This is a genomic window from Tsukamurella ocularis (assembly GCF_965138335.1).
In the GTDB taxonomy this organism is placed as follows: Bacteria; Actinomycetota; Actinomycetes; order Mycobacteriales; family Mycobacteriaceae; genus Tsukamurella; species Tsukamurella ocularis_A.
Genome location: NZ_CBCSDV010000007.1, coordinates 121,227 through 138,231, shown reverse-complemented (window position 1 = coordinate 138,231; position 17,005 = coordinate 121,227). Strand labels below are relative to the sequence as shown.

Genomic DNA, 17,005 nt, shown 5'->3' with positions numbered 1-17,005 from the left:
CCGGCTAAGCTGGGCGCATGGTCCGGCAGCCCCTCACCCCCGAACAGATCGCCGCGGGTCGGCGTCTGGGGGCGCGGCTGCGCACGGCCCGGGGCGATCGCCGGCCCGACGAGGTGGCCCGCGCGGCCGGGATCTCCCCGGAGACGCTGCGCAAGATCGAGACCGGCCGGATGGCCACCCCCGCGTTCGGCACCGTCGTCGCGCTGGCGGCCGTGCTGGACGAGCCCCTGGACGACCTGGCGGCGGAGTACCTCGCCGCGGAGCGGTTCAGCCCCACCGGCTAACGCGTGGTATTTTAATACCATGATGGAGCTCAAGACCCCCGCCGAGATCGCGAAGATGCGCACCACCGGCATCTTCATCGCCGAGCTCCTCGAGGAGCTCACGACGATGGCCGAGCCCGGGATGAACCTCATGGAGCTCGAGTACCGCGCACGGACGATGATCGAGGACCGGGGCGCCGTCTCCTGCTACTGGGACTACGCGCCGTCGTTCGGCAGCGGCCCGTTCCGCAACGTGACGTGCCTGTCGGTGAACGACGCCTGCCTGCACGGACTTCCGCACGAGTACGTCTTCGCGGACGGCGATCTGCTCACCGTGGACATCGCGGTGTCGATCGACGGCTGGGTCGCCGATGCCGCCCGCAGCGTGAGCGTGGGCACCGCGCGCGAGGAGGACACGCGACTCATCGCGGCCACGCGCGAGGCGCTCGACGCCGCGATCGACCACATGCGCCCGGGCACCAGGCTGGGCACCGTCTCGGCGTCCATCGGCGAGGTCGCGAAGAAGTACGGCTATCCGGTGAACACGCAGTTCGGCGGGCACGGACTGGGGCGGACGATGCACGAGGACCCGCACGTGCCGAACACCGGGAAGGCGCGCAAGGGCATGCTCCTGCAGACCGGCACGACGCTGGCCCTGGAGCCCTGGTTCTGCGCCACCACCGACAAGATCACCTTCGACCCCGACGGCTGGACGCTCCGCTCCGCCGACGGCTCCCGCGCCGCGCACAGCGAGCACACCGTCGCCATCACGGAGGACGGTCCGTTCGTTCTCACGGCGCCGGCGTAGCCGCCGAACCCGCCCGGACCAGCGCGAGGGCCTCGTCGGAGACGAGCGCGACCGGGAGCGCGAAAGCTCCGCCCTTCGCCCTGAGCCGGAACTCGTAGGTAGACGAATGTGCGGTCACCTCTTCGATGTTCGCGTATGCGATGGACACCTCGGCCGGACCGCTGTCGTTGAACCGCATCGTCGACGGGCCGTACTCGCACCACCAGAGAGCGCCCGGCTTCATCGCCTTACGCAGGACGACGAAGCGGCAGACGAACAGGACGAGCGCGAGGAAGGCGACGGACCCGATCACGAACAGGAGCCAGGCCGGATCGCGATCCATCACCGCCAGCACCACCCAGTAGATCGACACGAGCGCGACGAGCACCCACGTCCGGGGACGACGGAACGACCGCGGGGTCACGCGCAGCGCGAGTCGCAGGGCGTCACCGCGCTGCGCGGTCCATTCGAGACGGAGCAGTACCGGATCCATCCGCCCAGCGTAGCGACCGATCCCAGGTCAGCGCGCCGCGGTCATGAGGACCCGGGCCGCCTCGCGGGCGCCGTCGACGACGCCGTCGGGCCCGAGGATGGCGGCGGTCGTGAGCGCGCCCTCCGTGAGGAGGCCGATCTGGATCGCGACGCGCTCCGGCAGCCCGGCCTCGGCGACGAGCGACGCGAGCTCGTCCTGGTAGCAGGCCTTGTTGTGCTGCGCCGCCTCGGCGACGGCCGGTGACGTCGCGCCGAGTTCGCCGTAGCTGTTGATGAACGAGCAGCCGCGGAAGTCGTTCTCGGCGAACATCTCGTCGAGCCAGTCGAAGACGGCGAGCACCCTCTCCTCCGCCCCGCCCGCCCGGTCGACGTACTTGTGCAACCCGTCGGTCCACCGCCGGTCGCGAATGGACAGCACCTCCGCGACGAGCGCCTCCTTCGACGGGAAGAGCTTGTAGATCGCCTTGAGCGAGACGCCGGCAGCGGTGCGGATCTCATCCATGCCGACGGCCTGGATCCCCTTGCCGTAGAAGAGCTTCTCCGCGGCTTTCAGCACGGCGGCGCGCTGCTGCTCCGCATCCATGTCCCATACCCCTTGACGAGAGAACGATCGTTCCCCTACTCTAACACCCAGCGTGAGAACGATCGTTCTCCGCGACGCCGACAAGGAGCAGATCATGAGCAAGACCGTCCTCGAGCCCGCCGCCCAGGCCTTCTCCGACGCCACCGCGAACCCGCCCTACCTGTTCGACCTCGGCCCCGTCGAGGGCCGGAAGACCGTCGACGAGGTGCAGTCCGGCGAAGGCGTCACCTTCCCCGAGGTCGACGAGGAGTGGGTCACCGTGCCCGGCGGCCCCACCGGCGAGGTCCGCACCCGCATCGTCCGCCCCAAGGGCGCCACCGGCGTCCTGCCCGTCATCCTCTACGTCCACGGCGCGGGGTGGGTCTTCGGCAACGCCCACACGCACGACCGCCTGGTCCGCGAGTTCGCGGTCGGCACCGGCGCGGCGGTGGTCTTCCCCGAGTACGACCTCTCCCCCGAGGCGCGGTACCCGATCGCGATCGAGCAGAACTACGCCGTCGCGCAGTGGGTCGTGAGCTCCGGCGCGGAGAAGAACCTCGACGGCACCCGCATCGCGGTGTCCGGCGACTCCGTCGGCGGCGACATGGCGGCCGTCCTCGCGCTGCAGGCCAAGGCCCGCGGCGACGTGGCGCTGGCCGCACAGGTCCTGCTGTACCCGGTGGTGGACGCGAACTTCGACACCGGCTCCTACCACGAGTTCGCCGAGGGCTACTTCCTGCGCCGCGATGCGATGCAGTGGTTCTGGGACCAGTACACGACCGATGAGGCGCAGCGCGCCGAGATCTTCGCCTCGCCGCTGAACGCGTCGCTGGACGAGCTCGCCGGGCTGCCGCCCGCCACCGTCATCACCGCGGAGGCCGACGTGCTGCGCGACGGCGGCGAGGCCTACGCCGCCAAGCTCCGCGAGGCCGGTAACCAGGTGACCGCCGTGCGCGTGGGCGGCGTCATCCACGACTTCATGATGCTCAACGCCCTGCGCGAGACCCACGGCGCGCAGGCCGGTTTCGACCTGGCCATCGCCGCGTTCCGTCGCGCGCTCGGCTGAGCCGGGAGCCCGCGGACACCGCGACGGCCCCGGGCGTCTCGCCCGGGGCCGTCGTAGGCTCCGATCAGTCGTGGACGATCACGCCACGGATGTTCTTGCCCTCGCGCAGATCCGCGTAGCCCTGGTTCACGTCCTCCAGCGAATAGCGGGTGGTGATCAGCTCGTCGAGCTTGAGCTCCCCCGCGTCGTAGAGGCGCAGCAGCCGGACGATGTCGTACTGCGGGTTCATCGATCCGAACAGCGTGCCCATGATCGTCTTCTGATTCAGCGTGAGGTCGGTACCGGAGACGTGCACCGTGAGCTTCTCCGGATCGGCGAGGCCGGTGATCACGACCTTGCCGCCCTTGCCGATCGCCGCCGTCGCGTCCTGGACCACCTTCTCGTCGACGGTGCCCACCAGGATCAGCGCGGCGTCGGCGCCCTGCCCCCAGGTCAGCTCGGTCACCTTCTCCTGCGCCTCCTCCGCGGTCGCGAAGGCGTGCGTCGCACCGAACTTCAGCGCCGTGTCGCGCTTGAGCGCGACGGGATCGACCACCACGACGTACTTGCAGCCCGCCGAGACGGCGCCCTGCACGGCGTTGATGCCGAGGCCGCCGATGCCGTAGATCACGGCGGTGTCGCCGGGGCGCAGGCCGCCGGCCGAGACCGCGGTCCCCCAGCCCGACGGGACGCCGCACCCCACGAGGACGGCCGTCTCCAGCGGCAGCCAGTCGTCGATCTTCACCACCGAGTGCTGGCTGATGGTGGCGCGCTCGGCGAACGTGCCGAGCATGCACATGGCGCCGAAATCCTGCCCGCCACCGTGGAACCGGAAGGTCCCGTCGGGCATGGACCCCTCGAGGATGGTGGCGCCGAGGTCGCACAGGTTCTGCCGGCCCGTGGAACAGTAGCGGCAGGTGCCGCAGTTCGGGATGAAGCTGCAGACCACGTGGTCGCCGGGCTTGACCTTCGTGACGCCGGGGCCGACCTCCTCGATGATCCCGGAGCCCTCGTGGCCGCCCACGATCGGATAGCGCGGCGGGAGATCGCCGTCGGTCAGGTGCAGATCGGAGTGGCACAGGCCGGCGGCGGTGTACTTGATGAGCACCTCGCCCGGGCCGGGCCCGTCGAGCTCGAGCTCCATGATCTCGAAGGGCTTACCGGCCTCGAGCAGCACTGCGGCTTTGGTCTTCATGATGGTTCCCTTCCGCGTCAGAGCGCGATGTTGACGGACTTGGTCTGGGTGTAGATGTCGATCGCGGAGTCGCCGAGCTCGCGGCCCCAGCCGGACTGCTTGAATCCGCCGAAGGGCAGCGCGGTGTCGAAGCCGTTGTACTGGTTGACCCACACGGAGCCGGCCTTGACGGCGGCGGCGGTGCGGTGCGCCTTGGAGACGTCCTTGGTCCAGATGCCCGCCGCCAGGCCGTAGATGGAGTCGTTGGCGGCGCGCACCACGTCGTCCTCGTCGTCGAAGGGCAGCGCGGCCACGACCGGGCCGAAGATCTCCTCCTCGACGATGGAGAAGCCGGGCTCGACGTCCACGAACACGGTGGGCTCGATGAAGTAGCCCTCGTCGCCCCAGCGCTTCCCGCCCGTGAGGGCCCGGGCACCGTCGGCCAGGCCCTGCTGGATGTACCCGTTGACCCGGTCGAACTGCTCCTGCGAGACGAGCGGGCCGAGCTCGGTCGCGGGGTCGAGCCCGGGACCGATCTTGGCGGCGGCCGCGGCGTCGGCGACGGCCTGGGTGAACTCGTCGAAGATGGACCGCTGCACGTACATCCGGGTGCCGGCGACGCAGCACTGGCCGTGGTTGAAGGTCCACGCGGCGACCGATCCGGCGACGGCGGCCTCCAGGTCGGCGTCCGCGAAGACGATGTTGGGGCTCTTGCCGCCCAGCTCCAGCGAGACCTTCTTGAGGTTGCCGGTGGCGGCGGAGACGATCTTCTTGCCCACCTCGGTGGAGCCGGTGAAGGCCACCTTGTCGACGTCGGGGTGGCCCGACAGCGCGGCGCCGGCGTCGCCGAAGCCGGGGACGATGTTCACCACGCCCGGCGGGAAGCCGGCCTCCTCGAAGACCTCGCCGAGCAGGAGCGCGGTGAGCGGCGTCTGCTCGGCGGGCTTGAGCACCACCGTGTTCCCGGCGGCGAGCGCGGGCGCCAGCTTCCACGTGGCCATGAGGATCGGGAAGTTCCACGGCACGATCTGCCCGCACACACCGAGCGACTCGCGCCGCGTGTAGGCGTGGAACTGGCCCTCGGGGGCGAAGGGCATCGACGGCGTGATCGCGGAGCCGCGGATCTTGGTGGCCAGGCCGGCGTTGTAGCGCCACACGTCGGCCGACCAGCCTACGTCGACGCCCGTCGCGATGGCGACCGACTTGCCGTTGTCCAGGGCCTCGAGCTGCCCGAAGATCTCGGCGCGCTCGGAGAGGATGTCGCCGACCCGCCAGATCAGGCGCTCGCGCTCGTTCGGCTTCATCCGGGACCACGGGCCCTCGTAGGCGGCGCGGGCGGCGGCGACGGCGCGGTCGACGTCGGGGGCCTCGCCGTGCGCGACCCGGGTGATCACCTGTCCGGTGGCGGGGTCGTGGGTGTCGAAGGTGCGGCCCGAGAGGGCGTCGACCCACTGCCCGCCGATGAGCATCCTCCGATCCCGAGAGACGAAATCGGCGACGGCGGGAAGCAGATCGGGCACGGCGATGGTGGTCATCGGATACTCCTTGCGAACCGAGGGTGTGATGCACGCCACGTGGCGTCACCTACAGTTCTCGCACGGAGGGAACGGGCGGCCGTGTTCGGAAACTGGACACTCCGGGTGAACGGTCACCGCACGCGGGCAGGCGGATACCCCTGACGAGCTGCGGGAACAGTCCGTCAGCCCTGGATGCCGAGCGCGCGGATGCGGGCGTACAGCGTGGTGCGGCTGATGCCGAGCGCGGTGGCCGCGCGGCTCTTGTTGCCGTCGGCGGACGCGAGGGCCGCGAGGATCGCCCGGCGCTCCGCCTGCTCCATCCCCCGCAGCCGGGCCGCGCGGGTCGAGCCGCGGTACTCGGCCGGCAGGTCGGCGGTGGTGACGGTGCGCCCGCCCCGCGCGAGGACGGCGTCCGCCGCCTCGGTGAGCACCATCGACAACTCGGAGAGGTTGCCCGGCCACTCCTGCGAGAGCAGGGCGTCCGCGGCATCGGCGCCGAGATCGAGACGCGGGTGCACCGCGGCCACCAGCCCCTGCCCGAGCGAGGCGATCTCCGTGGCCCGCTCCCGCAGCGGCGCCAGCACGACCCGGCGCCGGCAGCGCGCCACCAGCGCGGCGACGGCCGGCGACAGCGACTCCGCGGGCCCGGTCACGACGACGACGGAGACCCCGGGGCCCGCTGGCGCGCCGACCGCGGCGTGCAGCAGCCGCGCGGACCGTTCGTCGAGGAGGTCCGCCCCGTCGACGACGAGGCCGCGGCCCGCCTCCCGGCACGCGCGCAGCAGCGCCGGCACGTCCGGCTCCCGGCCCGCGAGGATCGCGCCGGCGACATCGAGGACGGTGTGAGCATCCTCGGCGACGCAGGACAGGGCGCGGGTACTCCGCCCGGTGCCGGGCTCCCCGCTGACGGCAACGGTCGGCGCGGTGACGGCCGCGGAACGCGGGACGACGACCGGCGCGGCCGGCCCGTCCGCGCGCGGCCGGAGCCGGAAGACCGCGGCGTGCGGCGCACCGTCGGGCCTGCTGACCGCGACGTCCGCGGCGATGCCCGAGACCAGGGTGACGGTGGTGGTGCGCGGTGCACCGTCGGCGAGCAGGAGCCGCAGGGTGCCGAAATCGCCCGGGGCGAGCAGCTGTGCGGCGGCGGCGTTGGTGAGCTGCAGGTCGTCGCCGAGCGCGGCCACGGCGACGTCCCGACGCCGCGCCGCCCGCTGATAGGCGGCGATCACCGCGCGGTGCGAGGCGTGGGAGCGATCGAGCAACCGGCCCGAGATGTCCTCGACGAGGCCGCGGACCAGCGGGATCGAGAGCGGGTTGATCCGGTCCGCGATCTCGGCCATGCAGATGACGCCGGCGAGGCGACGGGTGGCCGGGTGGATGATCGGGCGCCCGAAGCAGCTGAGCGTGCGGAACTGCTCGAGGTAGTGCTCGGCGCCGTTGATCGCCACGTCGCCCCGCACCTCGAGCGGTGTGCCGAGCGCGGTGGTGCCCATCTCCTCCTCCCCGAAGGCCGCGCCGGCGATGGCACCCAGGCCCTCGAGGCGCCGCTCCAGGGTGAGGTCGGCGGTGACCCGCGAGACGAGACGGGAGCGGTGGTCCACCAGGAGCAGCGCCGTGTTCGACCCGCTCAGCGCGGTGGCGGCGCGGGCGAGCACGGGCCGGGCGGCGTCGAGGAGCGTGTCGGCGGCCTCGATGGCGCCGATCTCCGGGTCCGGATGCGCGTCGGGGCGCAGGCCCGCGCGGTCCGAACGCAGCCACGAGGCCGCGATCACCGGGCGATGCGGGGAAGTCTCCACCCCCTCAGTGTGACATGGATCACCAGATATGACACTCAGTGTCGGAACACCGGCTGCAGGCGGACCAGCGCCTCCTCGATCTCCGCCGTCGCGCCCGCGAAGCTGAGCCGGATGGTGCGCCTGCCGCGCACGGTGTCGAAGTCCAGGCCCGGCGTGATCGCCACGCCCGTCTCGTCGAGGACGCGGGCGCACCAGGCGAGCGAGTCGTCGGTGAGGTGGCCGATGTCGGCGTAGGCGTAGAAGGCGCCGTCGGGCGGCGCGACCTCGGTCACGCCCAGTTCCCGCAGCCCGGCCAGCACCACCTCGCGGTTGCGCGCGTACCCGGCCACGTGCGCGTCCAACTCCACCCGGGCCTCGTCGGAGAAGGCCGCGACCGCGGCGTACTGGCTGATCGCGGGCGGGCAGATGGTCATGTTGGCCGTGAGCCGCTCGACGGGCCGCCGGAGGTACTCGGGCAGCAGCATCCAGCCGAGCCGCCAGCCGGTCATGGCGAAGTACTTCGACACCGACCCCATCACGACCTGCTCCCGGGAGGTCTCCCACGCGCACGACGTGGGGCGGCCGTAGCTCACGCCGTGGTAGATCTCGTCGGAGATGAGCAGCGTGCCGTGCGCCTCGCACCAGCGCGCGAGGTCCGCCAGTTCCGAGGGCGCCAGGATCGTCCCGGTCGGGTTCGCCGGGCTCGCGACGATGAGCCCCTTCGGCGGCGTGTCGAGCGCCTCCAGCATCGCGACGGTCGGCTGGAACCGGGTCTCCGCACCGCAGTCGAGCTCCACGACCTCGCAGCCCAGCGCCGTCAGGGTGTTGCGGTAGGCGGGGTAGCCGGGCCGCGCCATGACGACGGTGTCGCCCGCGTCGAAGGCGGCGAGGAAGATCAGCGTGAACGCGCCCGACGAGCCGGTGGTCACCGCCACGGCTTCCGGCGGGACCTCCAGTCCGTAGGCCCGGCCGTAGTGGGCGGCGATCGTCTCCCGCAGCGGCGCGATGCCCATCGACTCGGTGTAGCCGAGCGGTCCCGCGTCCAGCGCCGCGTGCGCGGCGGCGAGCACCGGCTTCGGCGCTCCGGCCGACGGCTGGCCCGCGGCCAGCGAGATCACGTCGCCATGGGTCTCCCGGCGTCGTGCCGCCGCGGCCAGCACGTCCATGACGTGGAACATCTCGACACCCGACCGGCGCGCTTCCTGCATGCCGTCCATCGTTTCACGCCCGCGCCGTCCGAAACCGCCCTCGCACGCGGTCACGATGCGAATGCCTCGGCGTGACGCAGGAATCAGGCGGTTTCGGGCGCCGATCAGCGCGTCGGGCGGGTCAGGTACGCCATCACCTGACGACCGATGCGGGTGATCACGACGGTCATGGGCTGCGAGCCCTGCAGCTTGAGGCGCTTGCGCAGCACGTCGGGATCCACGCCGGCACCGCGGGTGAGGATCTCGACGGAACCGACGTCGCCCGCGCGCAGTTCGGAGCGCAGCGCCTTCTCCGAGAACTTCGCCGCGTCGAGGATCTCGAAGCCCCGCTCCCCCGCGGGCACTGCGTCGCCGGTCAGATAGGCGATGTGCGGATCGAGCTGCCACAGCCCGTGCCGCGCCGCGTAGTGCCGCACGAGGCCGGCGCGGATGACGGCACCGTCGGGCTCGATGAGGTACTTCCCCGCCGGCTCCGGGTCGACGTCGTGCGGGTCGGTGGAGAAGACCTCGTAGCCGCCCGGACCGGAGCCGCGCAGCACCGTCGCGCGGGTGAGCCCGGGGACGGCGACGGGGCCGGACCACAGGCACGCCTCGCGGACGCCGCCGTCGAGGGAAACGATCTCGACCTCCCCGTCGAAGCCGTCCCGCCGGCGCAGCCCGTCGTAGTCGATCCCGGGCGCGGTCTTCACCGCGAGGGACCGCCCGCGGTAGGCGGCGCGCAGCGCCGAGAGCGCGGGCGAGCACTGCTCGGGGTCGACGATGCGCCGCCCGCCTGCCCGGCGCGCCGGGTCGGCGATGACGACGTCGGCCGTCGTTGTGGGGGCCAGCGCGTCGGCCACGTAGACCAGCGCGCGCGGCACGTTGTGCGCGGCCATCCGGGCGCGCAGCGGGTCCAGGTCGCTGCCGACCACGCGTGGGCAGACCTGCACCAGCGCACGCAGTTCCGCCCCGATGGAACACGTCACGTCGTGCACGGAGAGCCAGGCGAGGCGGCGGGCGCGGTGCTCCGCGACGGCCGACGGGGTGGCCTGCTGCACCGCCTCGTCGGTGAGCAGCCAGCCGTCGACGTCGCCGAGCTTGGCGGCGGCGCGGCGCCGGGCCCGCACCTGCTCGATGACGGCGGCGGCGTGCGCGCCGGCGATGCCGCGCACCGTCCCGACGTCGGCCAGGAGGGTGCCGTCGGTCAGCGCGAGTCGATCCGCCGCGGCGACGGCGGCGGCACCGTCGGCCGTGCGAAGGTAGGCGAGATCGGCCCCGTCCAACCCGGCGCGCCCCGACTACTCGGGCTTGGTGCCCGTGATGGCCAGGTTGTAGAAGAACTTGCGCGGCACGACGCGGCGCATCACGGCCTCGTCGAGCGCGGAGAGCTTCTTCCACCCGCCGAACGCGAACCCGGCCCAGCCGAAGCCGAGCTTCTCCGGCGGCACGGCCGCCTCGAACGTGCGCACCGGCCAGCCCAGGAAGGCGGCGGTGAACTCGTCGGTGGTGGCCTGCACCTCGACGGCGCCGGCGCGGGCCGCCATGGCCTCCATCGCGTCCGGGTCGAAGGTGTGGATGTCGACCACGGCCTCGAGCGCCGCGGCGCGCGAGGACTCGTCGAGCTCGGCCTGCGGGCGACGCCAGTCCGCGAGGAAGGGCAGCTTCGTCGCCTTGGTCGTGATGCCCCAGGTGATGCGGCCGAGCCAGCGGGCGTAGAAGTCACCGATCGTGGTCGGCTCGCCCGCGAAGACGAACCGGCCGCCCGGCTTGAGGACGCGCAGCACCTCGCGCAGCGACTGCTCCACATCCGGGATGTGGTGCAGCACCGCGTGGCCGACGACCAGGTCGAAGGTGTTGTCCTCGTACGGGATGGTCTCCGCATCGGCGACGCGGCCGTCGACCGTGTGACCGAGGGCCTCGCCGTTGCGCAGCGCGACCTTGACCATGCCGGGCGAGAGGTCGGTGACCGAGCCGGTCTCCGCGACCCCCGCCGACATGAGGTTGAGCAGGAAGAAGCCGGTGCCGCAGCCCAGCTCCAGGGCGCGGCCGTAGGGCTTCTCGTTCTCCCCGCCGGTGGCGGCCTCGAAGCGGTCGCGGGCGTAGTCGATGCACCGCTCGTCGAAGCTGATGTGCCACTTCTCGTCGTACGTCTCGGCCTCCCAGTCGTGGTAGAGCACCTGGGCGAGCTTCGTATCGGAGAATGCGGCCTCAACCTCGTCCGCCGTGGCGTGCGGGTTGGGGGCCGGCTGCTGGTCGGTCATGAAGGCCTTTCGGAAAGATTGTTCCCGTCAGGTTACCGCCCGGTCAGATCACCGCCAACCCGCGTGATGAGAACACGTTCTGCCACCCGCGGGTCGGCGCGGCGCCTCGGGCTACTTGCCGACGAACTTCGCCTTGCCCGGCCCGTTCTCGATGAACGAAGTCATGCCGATGGTGCGGTCCTCCGTGGCGAAGAGGCCGGCGAAGAGGTGCCGCTCGATGGCCAGGCCCGTGTTCAGATCGGTGTCGAGGCCCTGATCGATGGCCTGCTTGGCGGCGCGCAGCGCCTGCGAGGCCGCACCCGAGAACTGCTTGGCCCAGTTCAGGGCGGCGTTGTAGACGTCATCGGGGGCGACGACCTCGTCGACCAGGCCGATCTGCAGGGCCTCCTCGGCGCCGACGAAGCGGCCGGTGAAGACCATGTCCTTGGCCTTGGCCGGGCCCACCAGGCGGGCGAGCCGCTGCGTGCCGCCGCCGCCGGGGATCACGCCGAGCAGGATCTCGGGGACGCCCACCTTGGCGTTGTCGCCGACGATGCGGCGATCGGCGCCGAGGGCCACCTCGAGGCCGCCGCCGAGGGCGTAGCCGGTGATCGCGGCGACGGTCGGCTTGGTGATCGACGCGATCGCCGAGAGACCGCCCTGGAGCAGCTTGATGGCCTCACTCATGTCCGTGTAGCCCATCGCCTGCATCTCCTTGATGTCGGCGCCGGCGGCGAAGACCTTCGGGCCGCCGTAGACGACGACGGCCTTGATGTCGTCGCGCTTGTTCACCTCGGCCGCAAGGGCGATGAGCTCGTCCTGGACCTGCGAGTTGATGGCGTTCATCGGCGGCCGGTTCAGGCGGATCGTGCCGATGCCGGGGTGCTCGTCGGAGGTCTCGAGGGTCACGAATTCAGTCATGACCCCAGAGGCTACCGGGTGCCGGAAAATTTAGTTGGACGTCCACGTAATTCGCCCCACGGACGGCGCCGGGACGTCAGTAGATCGTCGAGCCCTCCGCGTACTCGGCCCAGCCCGGGAACCGCCGCTCCTCGCGGGTCATGCCGTCCACGATGGCGACCGGCGTGAGGTCCGCGGCCTCCGCGGCCCAGCCCAGCACGTCCTCGACGGTGTCGAAGGGCAGCAGTTGGAACAGCTGGGAGTAGGTGGGCGCCATGAGCTTGTTGCGACCGGCGAGCCACGCGTCGATCACCGCCTGCGGGCGGTGCCAGCCCGCCGAGACGGCCTCCGTGGTCACGCACGTCGCGTCCTGTCCCGCGGGCAGCGCGGCCAGGTAGAACATGGTGTCGTAGCGGCGGGGCCGCCCGGGCGGGGTCACCCAGCGCGAGAGCGGCACCAGGTCGTCGGGGTGCACGCGCACGCCGCACTCCTCGTGCGTCTCCCGCGCCGCGGTGACGCGCAGGTCGTCGCCGTCCGACGGCTCGATGCCGCCGCCCGGGAAGACCGTCACGTCGGGCGCGAACTCCATCCCGCTCGCCCGGGTCTGGACGAAGACCTCCAGGCCCGACGGTGCCGTCCGCAGCAGCAGGACCGTGGCCGCGGGACGGATGGGGACGTCCGCGAGGTCGCGCCGATGCCCTGCGCCCTGCCCGCTCATGCCTGCAGCCTCCGGCGTCCGGGGCGCGAGGCCCGTCGGGCGAAGAACCGGCCGTCCACCTCGTCGAGCAGGATGCGCTGGCTGAAGGTCTCCGAGAGCACCTCGGCGGTGAGCACGTCGCCGATGAGGCCCTGCGCCACGACACCGCCCTCCTTGAGCATGAGCGCGTGCGTGAAGCCCGGCGGCACCTCCTCGACGTGGTGCGTCACCAGCACGGTGGCGGGCGCGTCGGGATCGTGCGCGAGGGTGTCGAGCCGGGCGACGAGTTCCTCGCGGCCGCCCAGGTCGAGGCCCGCGGCGGGCTCGTCGAGCAGCATCAGCTCGGGGTCCGTCATGAGGGCGCGCGCGATGAGCACGCGCTTGCGCTCGCCCTCGGAGAGGGTGCCGAAGCGGCGGCTCGCCAGGTGCTCGGCGCCCATCGACTCGAGCACGTCGACGGCGCGGCCGATGTCCACCTCGTCGTAGCGCTCGCGCCAGCGGCCGAGCACGGCGTAGCCCGCCGACACGACCAGGTCGGTCACCAGTTCGTCGTCCGGGACGCGCGACGCGAGCGCCGCCGAGCACACGCCGATCCGCGCGGTGAGGTCCTGCACCACCGTCTTGCCGAGCGCCTCGCCCAGGATGTGGGCGGTGCCCGCGCTGGGGAAGTCCTGTGCGGACGCGAGCCGCATGAGCGAGGTCTTGCCCGCGCCGTTGGGGCCGATGACGATCCACCGCTCGTCCAGCTCGACCCGCCAATCGATGGGGCCCACCAGGGTTCGGCTGTCGCGGCGCAGGCTCACCCCGCGGAAGTCGATGACCAGGTCCTGGTCGGGTTCGGCGGCGGAGTCGGCGGCGGGCGCGCTGGAGGCGGCGGCGGGATCGGACACATCCCCATCCTGCCGCACGGGACCGGCGGCGGTTGGCAGGATGGTCCCCGTGTCCACAGACCACCGTTCCCCCACCCCGGGCGCCGCGTACCCCCTCGGCGCCGTCCCGCAGCCCGGCGGCGTCAACTTCGCCGTGCACGCACCGCGCGCCACCGACGTCTGGGTGTGCCTGATCGAGACCGACGACGGCGGGGCGCGCCGCGAGCAGCGGCTCCGACTGCCCGCGCAGACGGCCGGCGTCCACCACGGCTTCGTCGCCGGAATCGGCGAGGGCGCGCGGTACTGCTTCCGTGCCGCGGGCCCGTGGGAGCCGGAGAACGGGCTGCGCTTCTCCGAGCACAAGGCCCTCATCGACCCTTACGCCCGCAGGCTCGACGGCACGCTCGGCGACGGCGTCGCCCTCCTGCCCTACGGCGAGGACGGCGGACCGTCGGAGACGGATTCGCTGCCCGACATCCCGCTATGCGTCGTCACGGGGGCACCGCCCGCGCCGGAACCCGGCCCAGGCGTCCCGTGGGACCGCACGGTGATCTGCGAGGTGCACGTCGGCTCCTACACCGCGCGGCACCCGGACGTCCCGGAGGAGCTGCGCGGCACGTACCTCGGCCTGGCCCAGCCGGCGGTGATCGAGCACCTGCGCCGCATCGGCGTCACCGCGGTCGAGCTGCTGCCCGTGCAGGCGTGCCTCACCGAGCCCGGGGTCCGCGACCGCGGGATGCGCAATCACTGGGGGTATTCGACGGGGGCCTACTTCGCCCCGGACCCGCGGTTCGCGGCGCGGCCGGGCGCGGAGGTGGAGGAGTTCGCGGCGCTGGTCACGGCGCTGCACTCCGCCGGCATCGAGGTGCTCATGGACGTGGTGTACAACCACACCGCGGAGGAGTCCGTGGCGGGGCCGTCCCTGTCCTGGCGCGGGCTCGACGCGCCCGGTTACTACCTCCTCGAGAACGGCGAGGACCTCGACTACACGGGGTGCGGCAACACCGTCGACTGCGCCTCCCCCGCGTCGGTGCGCATGGTGCTCGACAGCCTGCGGTACTTCGCGGACGAGCTCGGCGTCGACGGCTTCCGGTTCGACCTGGCGAGCGTCCTCGGCCGCGGCCGCACAGGGACGGGGCCGCAGGGCCCGGTGATCCCGTTCGACCACCGCGCGCCGCTGCTGACGGCCATCGCGGCCGACCCTGTCCTCTCCACCCGCAAGCTCATCGCCGAGCCCTGGGACGCCACGGGCGAGGGCTACCGGGTGGGCGGCTTCCCGCCGGTCTGGGCGGAGTGGAACGACCGCTACCGCGACACCGTCCGCGACTTCTTCGCCGGCGGCGCGACCGTCGGCGCACTCGCCTCGCGGGTCTCGGGCAGCCAGGACCTCTTCGGCGCGCAGGGCCGCACGCCCTTCTCGTCGATCAACTTCATCACGGCCCACGACGGTTTCACCGCCCGCGACCTGGTGAGCTATGAGCGCAAGCACAACGAGGCCAACGGCGAGAACAATCGCGACGGCACCGATAACAACCACTCCGTGAACCACGGCTTCGAGGGCGGCACGACCGATCCCGCGATCCTCGCGGCGCGTGCGGCCCACGTGCGGGCCCTCCTGGCCACGCTCCTGCTCTCCACGGGCACACCGATGCTGCTCGGCGGCGACGAGCTCGGCCACACCCAGTACGGCAACAACAACGCCTACTGCGTGCCCGAGGGCACCCCCGCGGCCGATGCCTTCGCCGTGGACTGGGACGCCGCCGACGCCGAGCTGACGGCCTTCGTCGCGCGGGTCGCGGCGGTGCGCCGGGCCGCGCCGGTGCTGCGGCAGCACGAGTTCTTCGACGGCCGCGCGACCCGGGACGGCGAGCCCGACCTCGCCTGGTTCGGCGCCGACGGGGCCGAGATGTCGGGCGAGGAGTGGCAGTCGCCGGACGTGCGCACGCTGCAGGCCTGGGTCGACGGTTCCGACGTGCGCGCGCCCGGCCGGGACAGCGCTATCGCGGAGAAGGACGCGCTCATCGTGTGGCACGCGGGCGGCGAGGCCGTCGTCGTGCTGGGCGGACCCGAATCGTGCACGCACGACTGGGAACTCATCGTCGATACCACGCGGCCGACGGGCGAACCCGCGGGTGGGCGCACCGTGTTCCCGTCGCGCGCGGAGGTCACCGTCTCCGGCCCGACGGTGCTGGCGTTCCAGCAGGTCTGACGGCCGGCGGCGCCGTTCAGCCGTCGATCGGCACGCGGCGCAGCTGGCCGTCGACGGCGTCGGCCGCCTCGATCTCGTCCCGGGTCACGCCGAGGACGAACAGCACGGCGTCGAGGTAGGGGTACGAGAGCGCCGCGTCGGCGACCTCGCGCAGCGCGGGCTTGGCGTTGAACGCCACGCCCAGCCCCGCCGCGGAGAGCATGTCGATGTCGTTCGCGCCGTCGCCGACGGCCACGGTCTCCTCGACCGGGACGCCGAAGGCGTCGGCGAACTCCTGCAGCGCCCTGGCCTTGCCCGGCCGGTCCACGACCTCGCCGACCACGCGGCCGGTGAGCACCCCGTCGACCACCTCGAGGGTGTTCGCGCGGACGAAGTCGAGCTCCAGGTCGCGCGCGAGCGGCTCGATGACGGCCGTGAAGCCGCCGGAGACGACGCCGCAGCGGTAGCCGAGGCGCTTGAGGGTGCGGATGGTGGTGCGCGCGCCCGGGGTCAGCTGGAGGCCGGCGGCGACGTCGTCGATGACGGAGGCGGGCAGGCCCGCCAGGTTCTGCACGCGGGCGTGCAGCGACTGCTCGAAGTCGAGCTCCCCGCGCATCGCCGCCTCGGTGACGGCGGCGACCTCCGCCTCCTTGCCCGCGCGGGCGGCCAGCATCTCGATGACCTCGCCCTGCACCAGGGTGGAGTCGACGTCGAAGCAGATGAGCCGCTTCGAGCGCCGCGCGATGCCCGCGCGGGAGGTGGCGATGTCGACGCCCTGCTCCTTGGCGACGGCCGCGAGTTCCGCCCGGAAGGCGACCTCGTCGGCGCCGTCGGGCACGGTGACCATCAGTTCCAGAGCGGTGACGGGGTAGTCGGCGACGCCGGCGATCGACTCGATGTTCACGTTCCGCCCGGCGAGAGCGGTCGCGAGCGCCGAGAGCGCGCGGGCGCTGACGGGCGCGCCCAGCAGGACGACGGCGTGCGTCGGCACAGGCGGGCGGGGCGGCTGCTCCGCGGTGATCTCGACCGCGACGTCCATCCCGACCGTCGCCATGGCCTGCTCGACGAGCTCCTGCACGTGTTCGGGGTCGCCGTGCACCGCGGCGAGCACGCCGAGCGTGAGGCGGCCACGGATGACGGTCTGCTCGACGTCGAGGACGCTGACCTCGTTCCGGGCCAGGACACCGAACAGGACCGAGCTGACGCCGGGCTTGTCGCCGCCGGTCACGGTGATGAGGATCGTGGGGTCCGAGGTCGCATCGTGCACGGGGAAAGCGTAGTCGTCGCCCGGTGGAACGCCGAACGGCGC

16 protein-coding genes are annotated in these 17,005 nt (G+C 72.3%); 4 read left to right on the top strand and 12 right to left on the bottom strand.

Annotation, left to right across the window (positions count from 1 at the left end; translation table 11 throughout):
* Positions 1–17 precede the first annotated feature (17 nt).
* Positions 18–284: a helix-turn-helix domain-containing protein gene (locus ACNAYW_RS09250; RefSeq protein ID WP_415849405.1), complete on the top strand. Its 267-nt coding sequence runs from the start codon at positions 18–20 to the stop codon at positions 282–284.
* 19 nt (positions 285–303) lie between these two features.
* Positions 304–1,071, top strand: coding sequence for a type I methionyl aminopeptidase (gene map / locus ACNAYW_RS09245; RefSeq protein ID WP_415849404.1), 768 nt, complete (start codon positions 304–306; stop codon positions 1,069–1,071).
* Here map and ACNAYW_RS09240 read toward each other — a convergent pair.
* Positions 1,055–1,543 (bottom strand): hypothetical protein, encoded by a 489-nt coding sequence (locus ACNAYW_RS09240; RefSeq protein ID WP_415849403.1) that lies wholly within the window; start codon positions 1,541–1,543, stop codon positions 1,055–1,057. The genes map and ACNAYW_RS09240 overlap by 17 nt on opposite strands.
* Positions 1,544–1,570: 27 nt before the next feature.
* Positions 1,571–2,125, bottom strand: coding sequence for a TetR/AcrR family transcriptional regulator (locus ACNAYW_RS09235; protein WP_415849402.1), 555 nt, complete (start codon positions 2,123–2,125; stop codon positions 1,571–1,573).
* A gap of 94 nt (positions 2,126–2,219) precedes the next feature.
* On the opposite strand from ACNAYW_RS09235, the gene ACNAYW_RS09230 reads away from it, so the two are divergent.
* Positions 2,220–3,170, top strand: coding sequence for an alpha/beta hydrolase (locus ACNAYW_RS09230; RefSeq protein ID WP_415849432.1), 951 nt, complete (start codon positions 2,220–2,222; stop codon positions 3,168–3,170).
* A gap of 64 nt (positions 3,171–3,234) precedes the next feature.
* On the opposite strand, the gene ACNAYW_RS09225 is transcribed toward ACNAYW_RS09230, so the two are convergent.
* The 9 genes from ACNAYW_RS09225 to ACNAYW_RS09185 form a co-directional block, all read right to left on the bottom strand.
* Positions 3,235–4,344, bottom strand: coding sequence for an NDMA-dependent alcohol dehydrogenase (locus ACNAYW_RS09225; protein ID WP_415849401.1), 1,110 nt, complete (start codon positions 4,342–4,344; stop codon positions 3,235–3,237).
* 17 nt (positions 4,345–4,361) lie between these two features.
* Positions 4,362–5,858 carry an aldehyde dehydrogenase family protein gene (locus ACNAYW_RS09220; protein WP_415849400.1) on the bottom strand — a complete coding sequence of 499 codons (1,497 nt, stop codon included), beginning with the start codon at positions 5,856–5,858 and terminating at the stop codon, positions 4,362–4,364.
* Between the two features lie 164 nt (positions 5,859–6,022).
* Complete coding sequence (locus ACNAYW_RS09215) at positions 6,023–7,636, bottom strand: sigma-54-dependent Fis family transcriptional regulator (protein WP_415849399.1); 1,614 nt, start codon at positions 7,634–7,636, stop codon at positions 6,023–6,025.
* A 35-nt stretch (positions 7,637–7,671) separates the two neighbouring features.
* Complete coding sequence (locus ACNAYW_RS09210; RefSeq protein ID WP_415849398.1) at positions 7,672–8,832, bottom strand: pyridoxal phosphate-dependent aminotransferase; 1,161 nt, start codon at positions 8,830–8,832, stop codon at positions 7,672–7,674.
* A 95-nt stretch (positions 8,833–8,927) separates the two neighbouring features.
* Positions 8,928–10,085, bottom strand: a complete 1,158-nt coding sequence (locus ACNAYW_RS09205) for a class I SAM-dependent methyltransferase (protein WP_415849397.1) — start codon at positions 10,083–10,085, stop codon at positions 8,928–8,930.
* 15 nt (positions 10,086–10,100) lie between these two features.
* Positions 10,101–11,063 carry a class I SAM-dependent methyltransferase gene (locus ACNAYW_RS09200; protein ID WP_415849396.1) on the bottom strand — a complete coding sequence of 321 codons (963 nt, stop codon included), beginning with the start codon at positions 11,061–11,063 and terminating at the stop codon, positions 10,101–10,103.
* Between the two features lie 111 nt (positions 11,064–11,174).
* Entirely contained in the window at positions 11,175–11,963 is a 789-nt protein-coding gene (locus tag ACNAYW_RS09195; protein ID WP_068521698.1) for an enoyl-CoA hydratase/isomerase family protein, read from the bottom strand.
* Positions 11,964–12,039: 76 nt separating this feature from the next.
* Complete coding sequence (locus ACNAYW_RS09190; RefSeq protein ID WP_415849395.1) at positions 12,040–12,660, bottom strand: NUDIX hydrolase; 621 nt, start codon at positions 12,658–12,660, stop codon at positions 12,040–12,042.
* Positions 12,657–13,529 (bottom strand): ABC transporter ATP-binding protein, encoded by an 873-nt coding sequence (locus ACNAYW_RS09185; protein WP_415849394.1) that lies wholly within the window; start codon positions 13,527–13,529, stop codon positions 12,657–12,659. Before ACNAYW_RS09185 ends, ACNAYW_RS09190 begins: the two co-directional genes overlap by 4 nt.
* A gap of 40 nt (positions 13,530–13,569) precedes the next feature.
* Here ACNAYW_RS09185 and glgX point away from each other — a divergent pair, with 40 nt between their 5' ends.
* A complete protein-coding gene (glgX, locus tag ACNAYW_RS09180) occupies positions 13,570–15,717 on the top strand; it encodes a glycogen debranching protein GlgX (RefSeq protein WP_415849393.1) in 2,148 nt (715 codons plus the stop codon).
* A gap of 16 nt (positions 15,718–15,733) precedes the next feature.
* Here the strand turns inward: glgX and serB are convergent, their stop codons facing one another.
* Positions 15,734–16,963, bottom strand: a complete 1,230-nt coding sequence (gene serB / locus ACNAYW_RS09175; protein ID WP_415849392.1) for a phosphoserine phosphatase SerB — start codon at positions 16,961–16,963, stop codon at positions 15,734–15,736.
* Positions 16,964–17,005 lie beyond the last annotated feature (42 nt).

What these genes read in the sequence shown, in the direction of transcription:
- ACNAYW_RS09190 (WP_415849395.1), bottom strand. Translation starts at nt 12,660, where the DNA reads ATGAGCGGGCAGGGCGCAGGGCATCGGCGCGACCTCGCGGACGTCCCC.
- ACNAYW_RS09240 (WP_415849403.1), bottom strand. Translation starts at nt 1,543, where the DNA reads ATGGATCCGGTACTGCTCCGTCTCGAATGGACCGCGCAGCGCGGTGAC.
- ACNAYW_RS09235 (WP_415849402.1), bottom strand. Translation starts at nt 2,125, where the DNA reads ATGGATGCGGAGCAGCAGCGCGCCGCCGTGCTGAAAGCCGCGGAGAAG.
- map (WP_415849404.1), top strand. Translation starts at nt 304, where the DNA reads ATGATGGAGCTCAAGACCCCCGCCGAGATCGCGAAGATGCGCACCACC.
- ACNAYW_RS09200 (WP_415849396.1), bottom strand. Translation starts at nt 11,063, where the DNA reads ATGACCGACCAGCAGCCGGCCCCCAACCCGCACGCCACGGCGGACGAG.
- ACNAYW_RS09195 (WP_068521698.1), bottom strand. Translation starts at nt 11,963, where the DNA reads ATGACTGAATTCGTGACCCTCGAGACCTCCGACGAGCACCCCGGCATC.
- ACNAYW_RS09210 (WP_415849398.1), bottom strand. Translation starts at nt 8,832, where the DNA reads ATGGACGGCATGCAGGAAGCGCGCCGGTCGGGTGTCGAGATGTTCCAC.
- ACNAYW_RS09225 (WP_415849401.1), bottom strand. Translation starts at nt 4,344, where the DNA reads ATGAAGACCAAAGCCGCAGTGCTGCTCGAGGCCGGTAAGCCCTTCGAG.
- ACNAYW_RS09250 (WP_415849405.1), top strand. Translation starts at nt 18, where the DNA reads ATGGTCCGGCAGCCCCTCACCCCCGAACAGATCGCCGCGGGTCGGCGT.
- ACNAYW_RS09230 (WP_415849432.1), top strand. Translation starts at nt 2,220, where the DNA reads ATGAGCAAGACCGTCCTCGAGCCCGCCGCCCAGGCCTTCTCCGACGCC.
- ACNAYW_RS09220 (WP_415849400.1), bottom strand. Translation starts at nt 5,858, where the DNA reads ATGACCACCATCGCCGTGCCCGATCTGCTTCCCGCCGTCGCCGATTTC.
- glgX (WP_415849393.1), top strand. Translation starts at nt 13,570, where the DNA reads ATGGTCCCCGTGTCCACAGACCACCGTTCCCCCACCCCGGGCGCCGCG.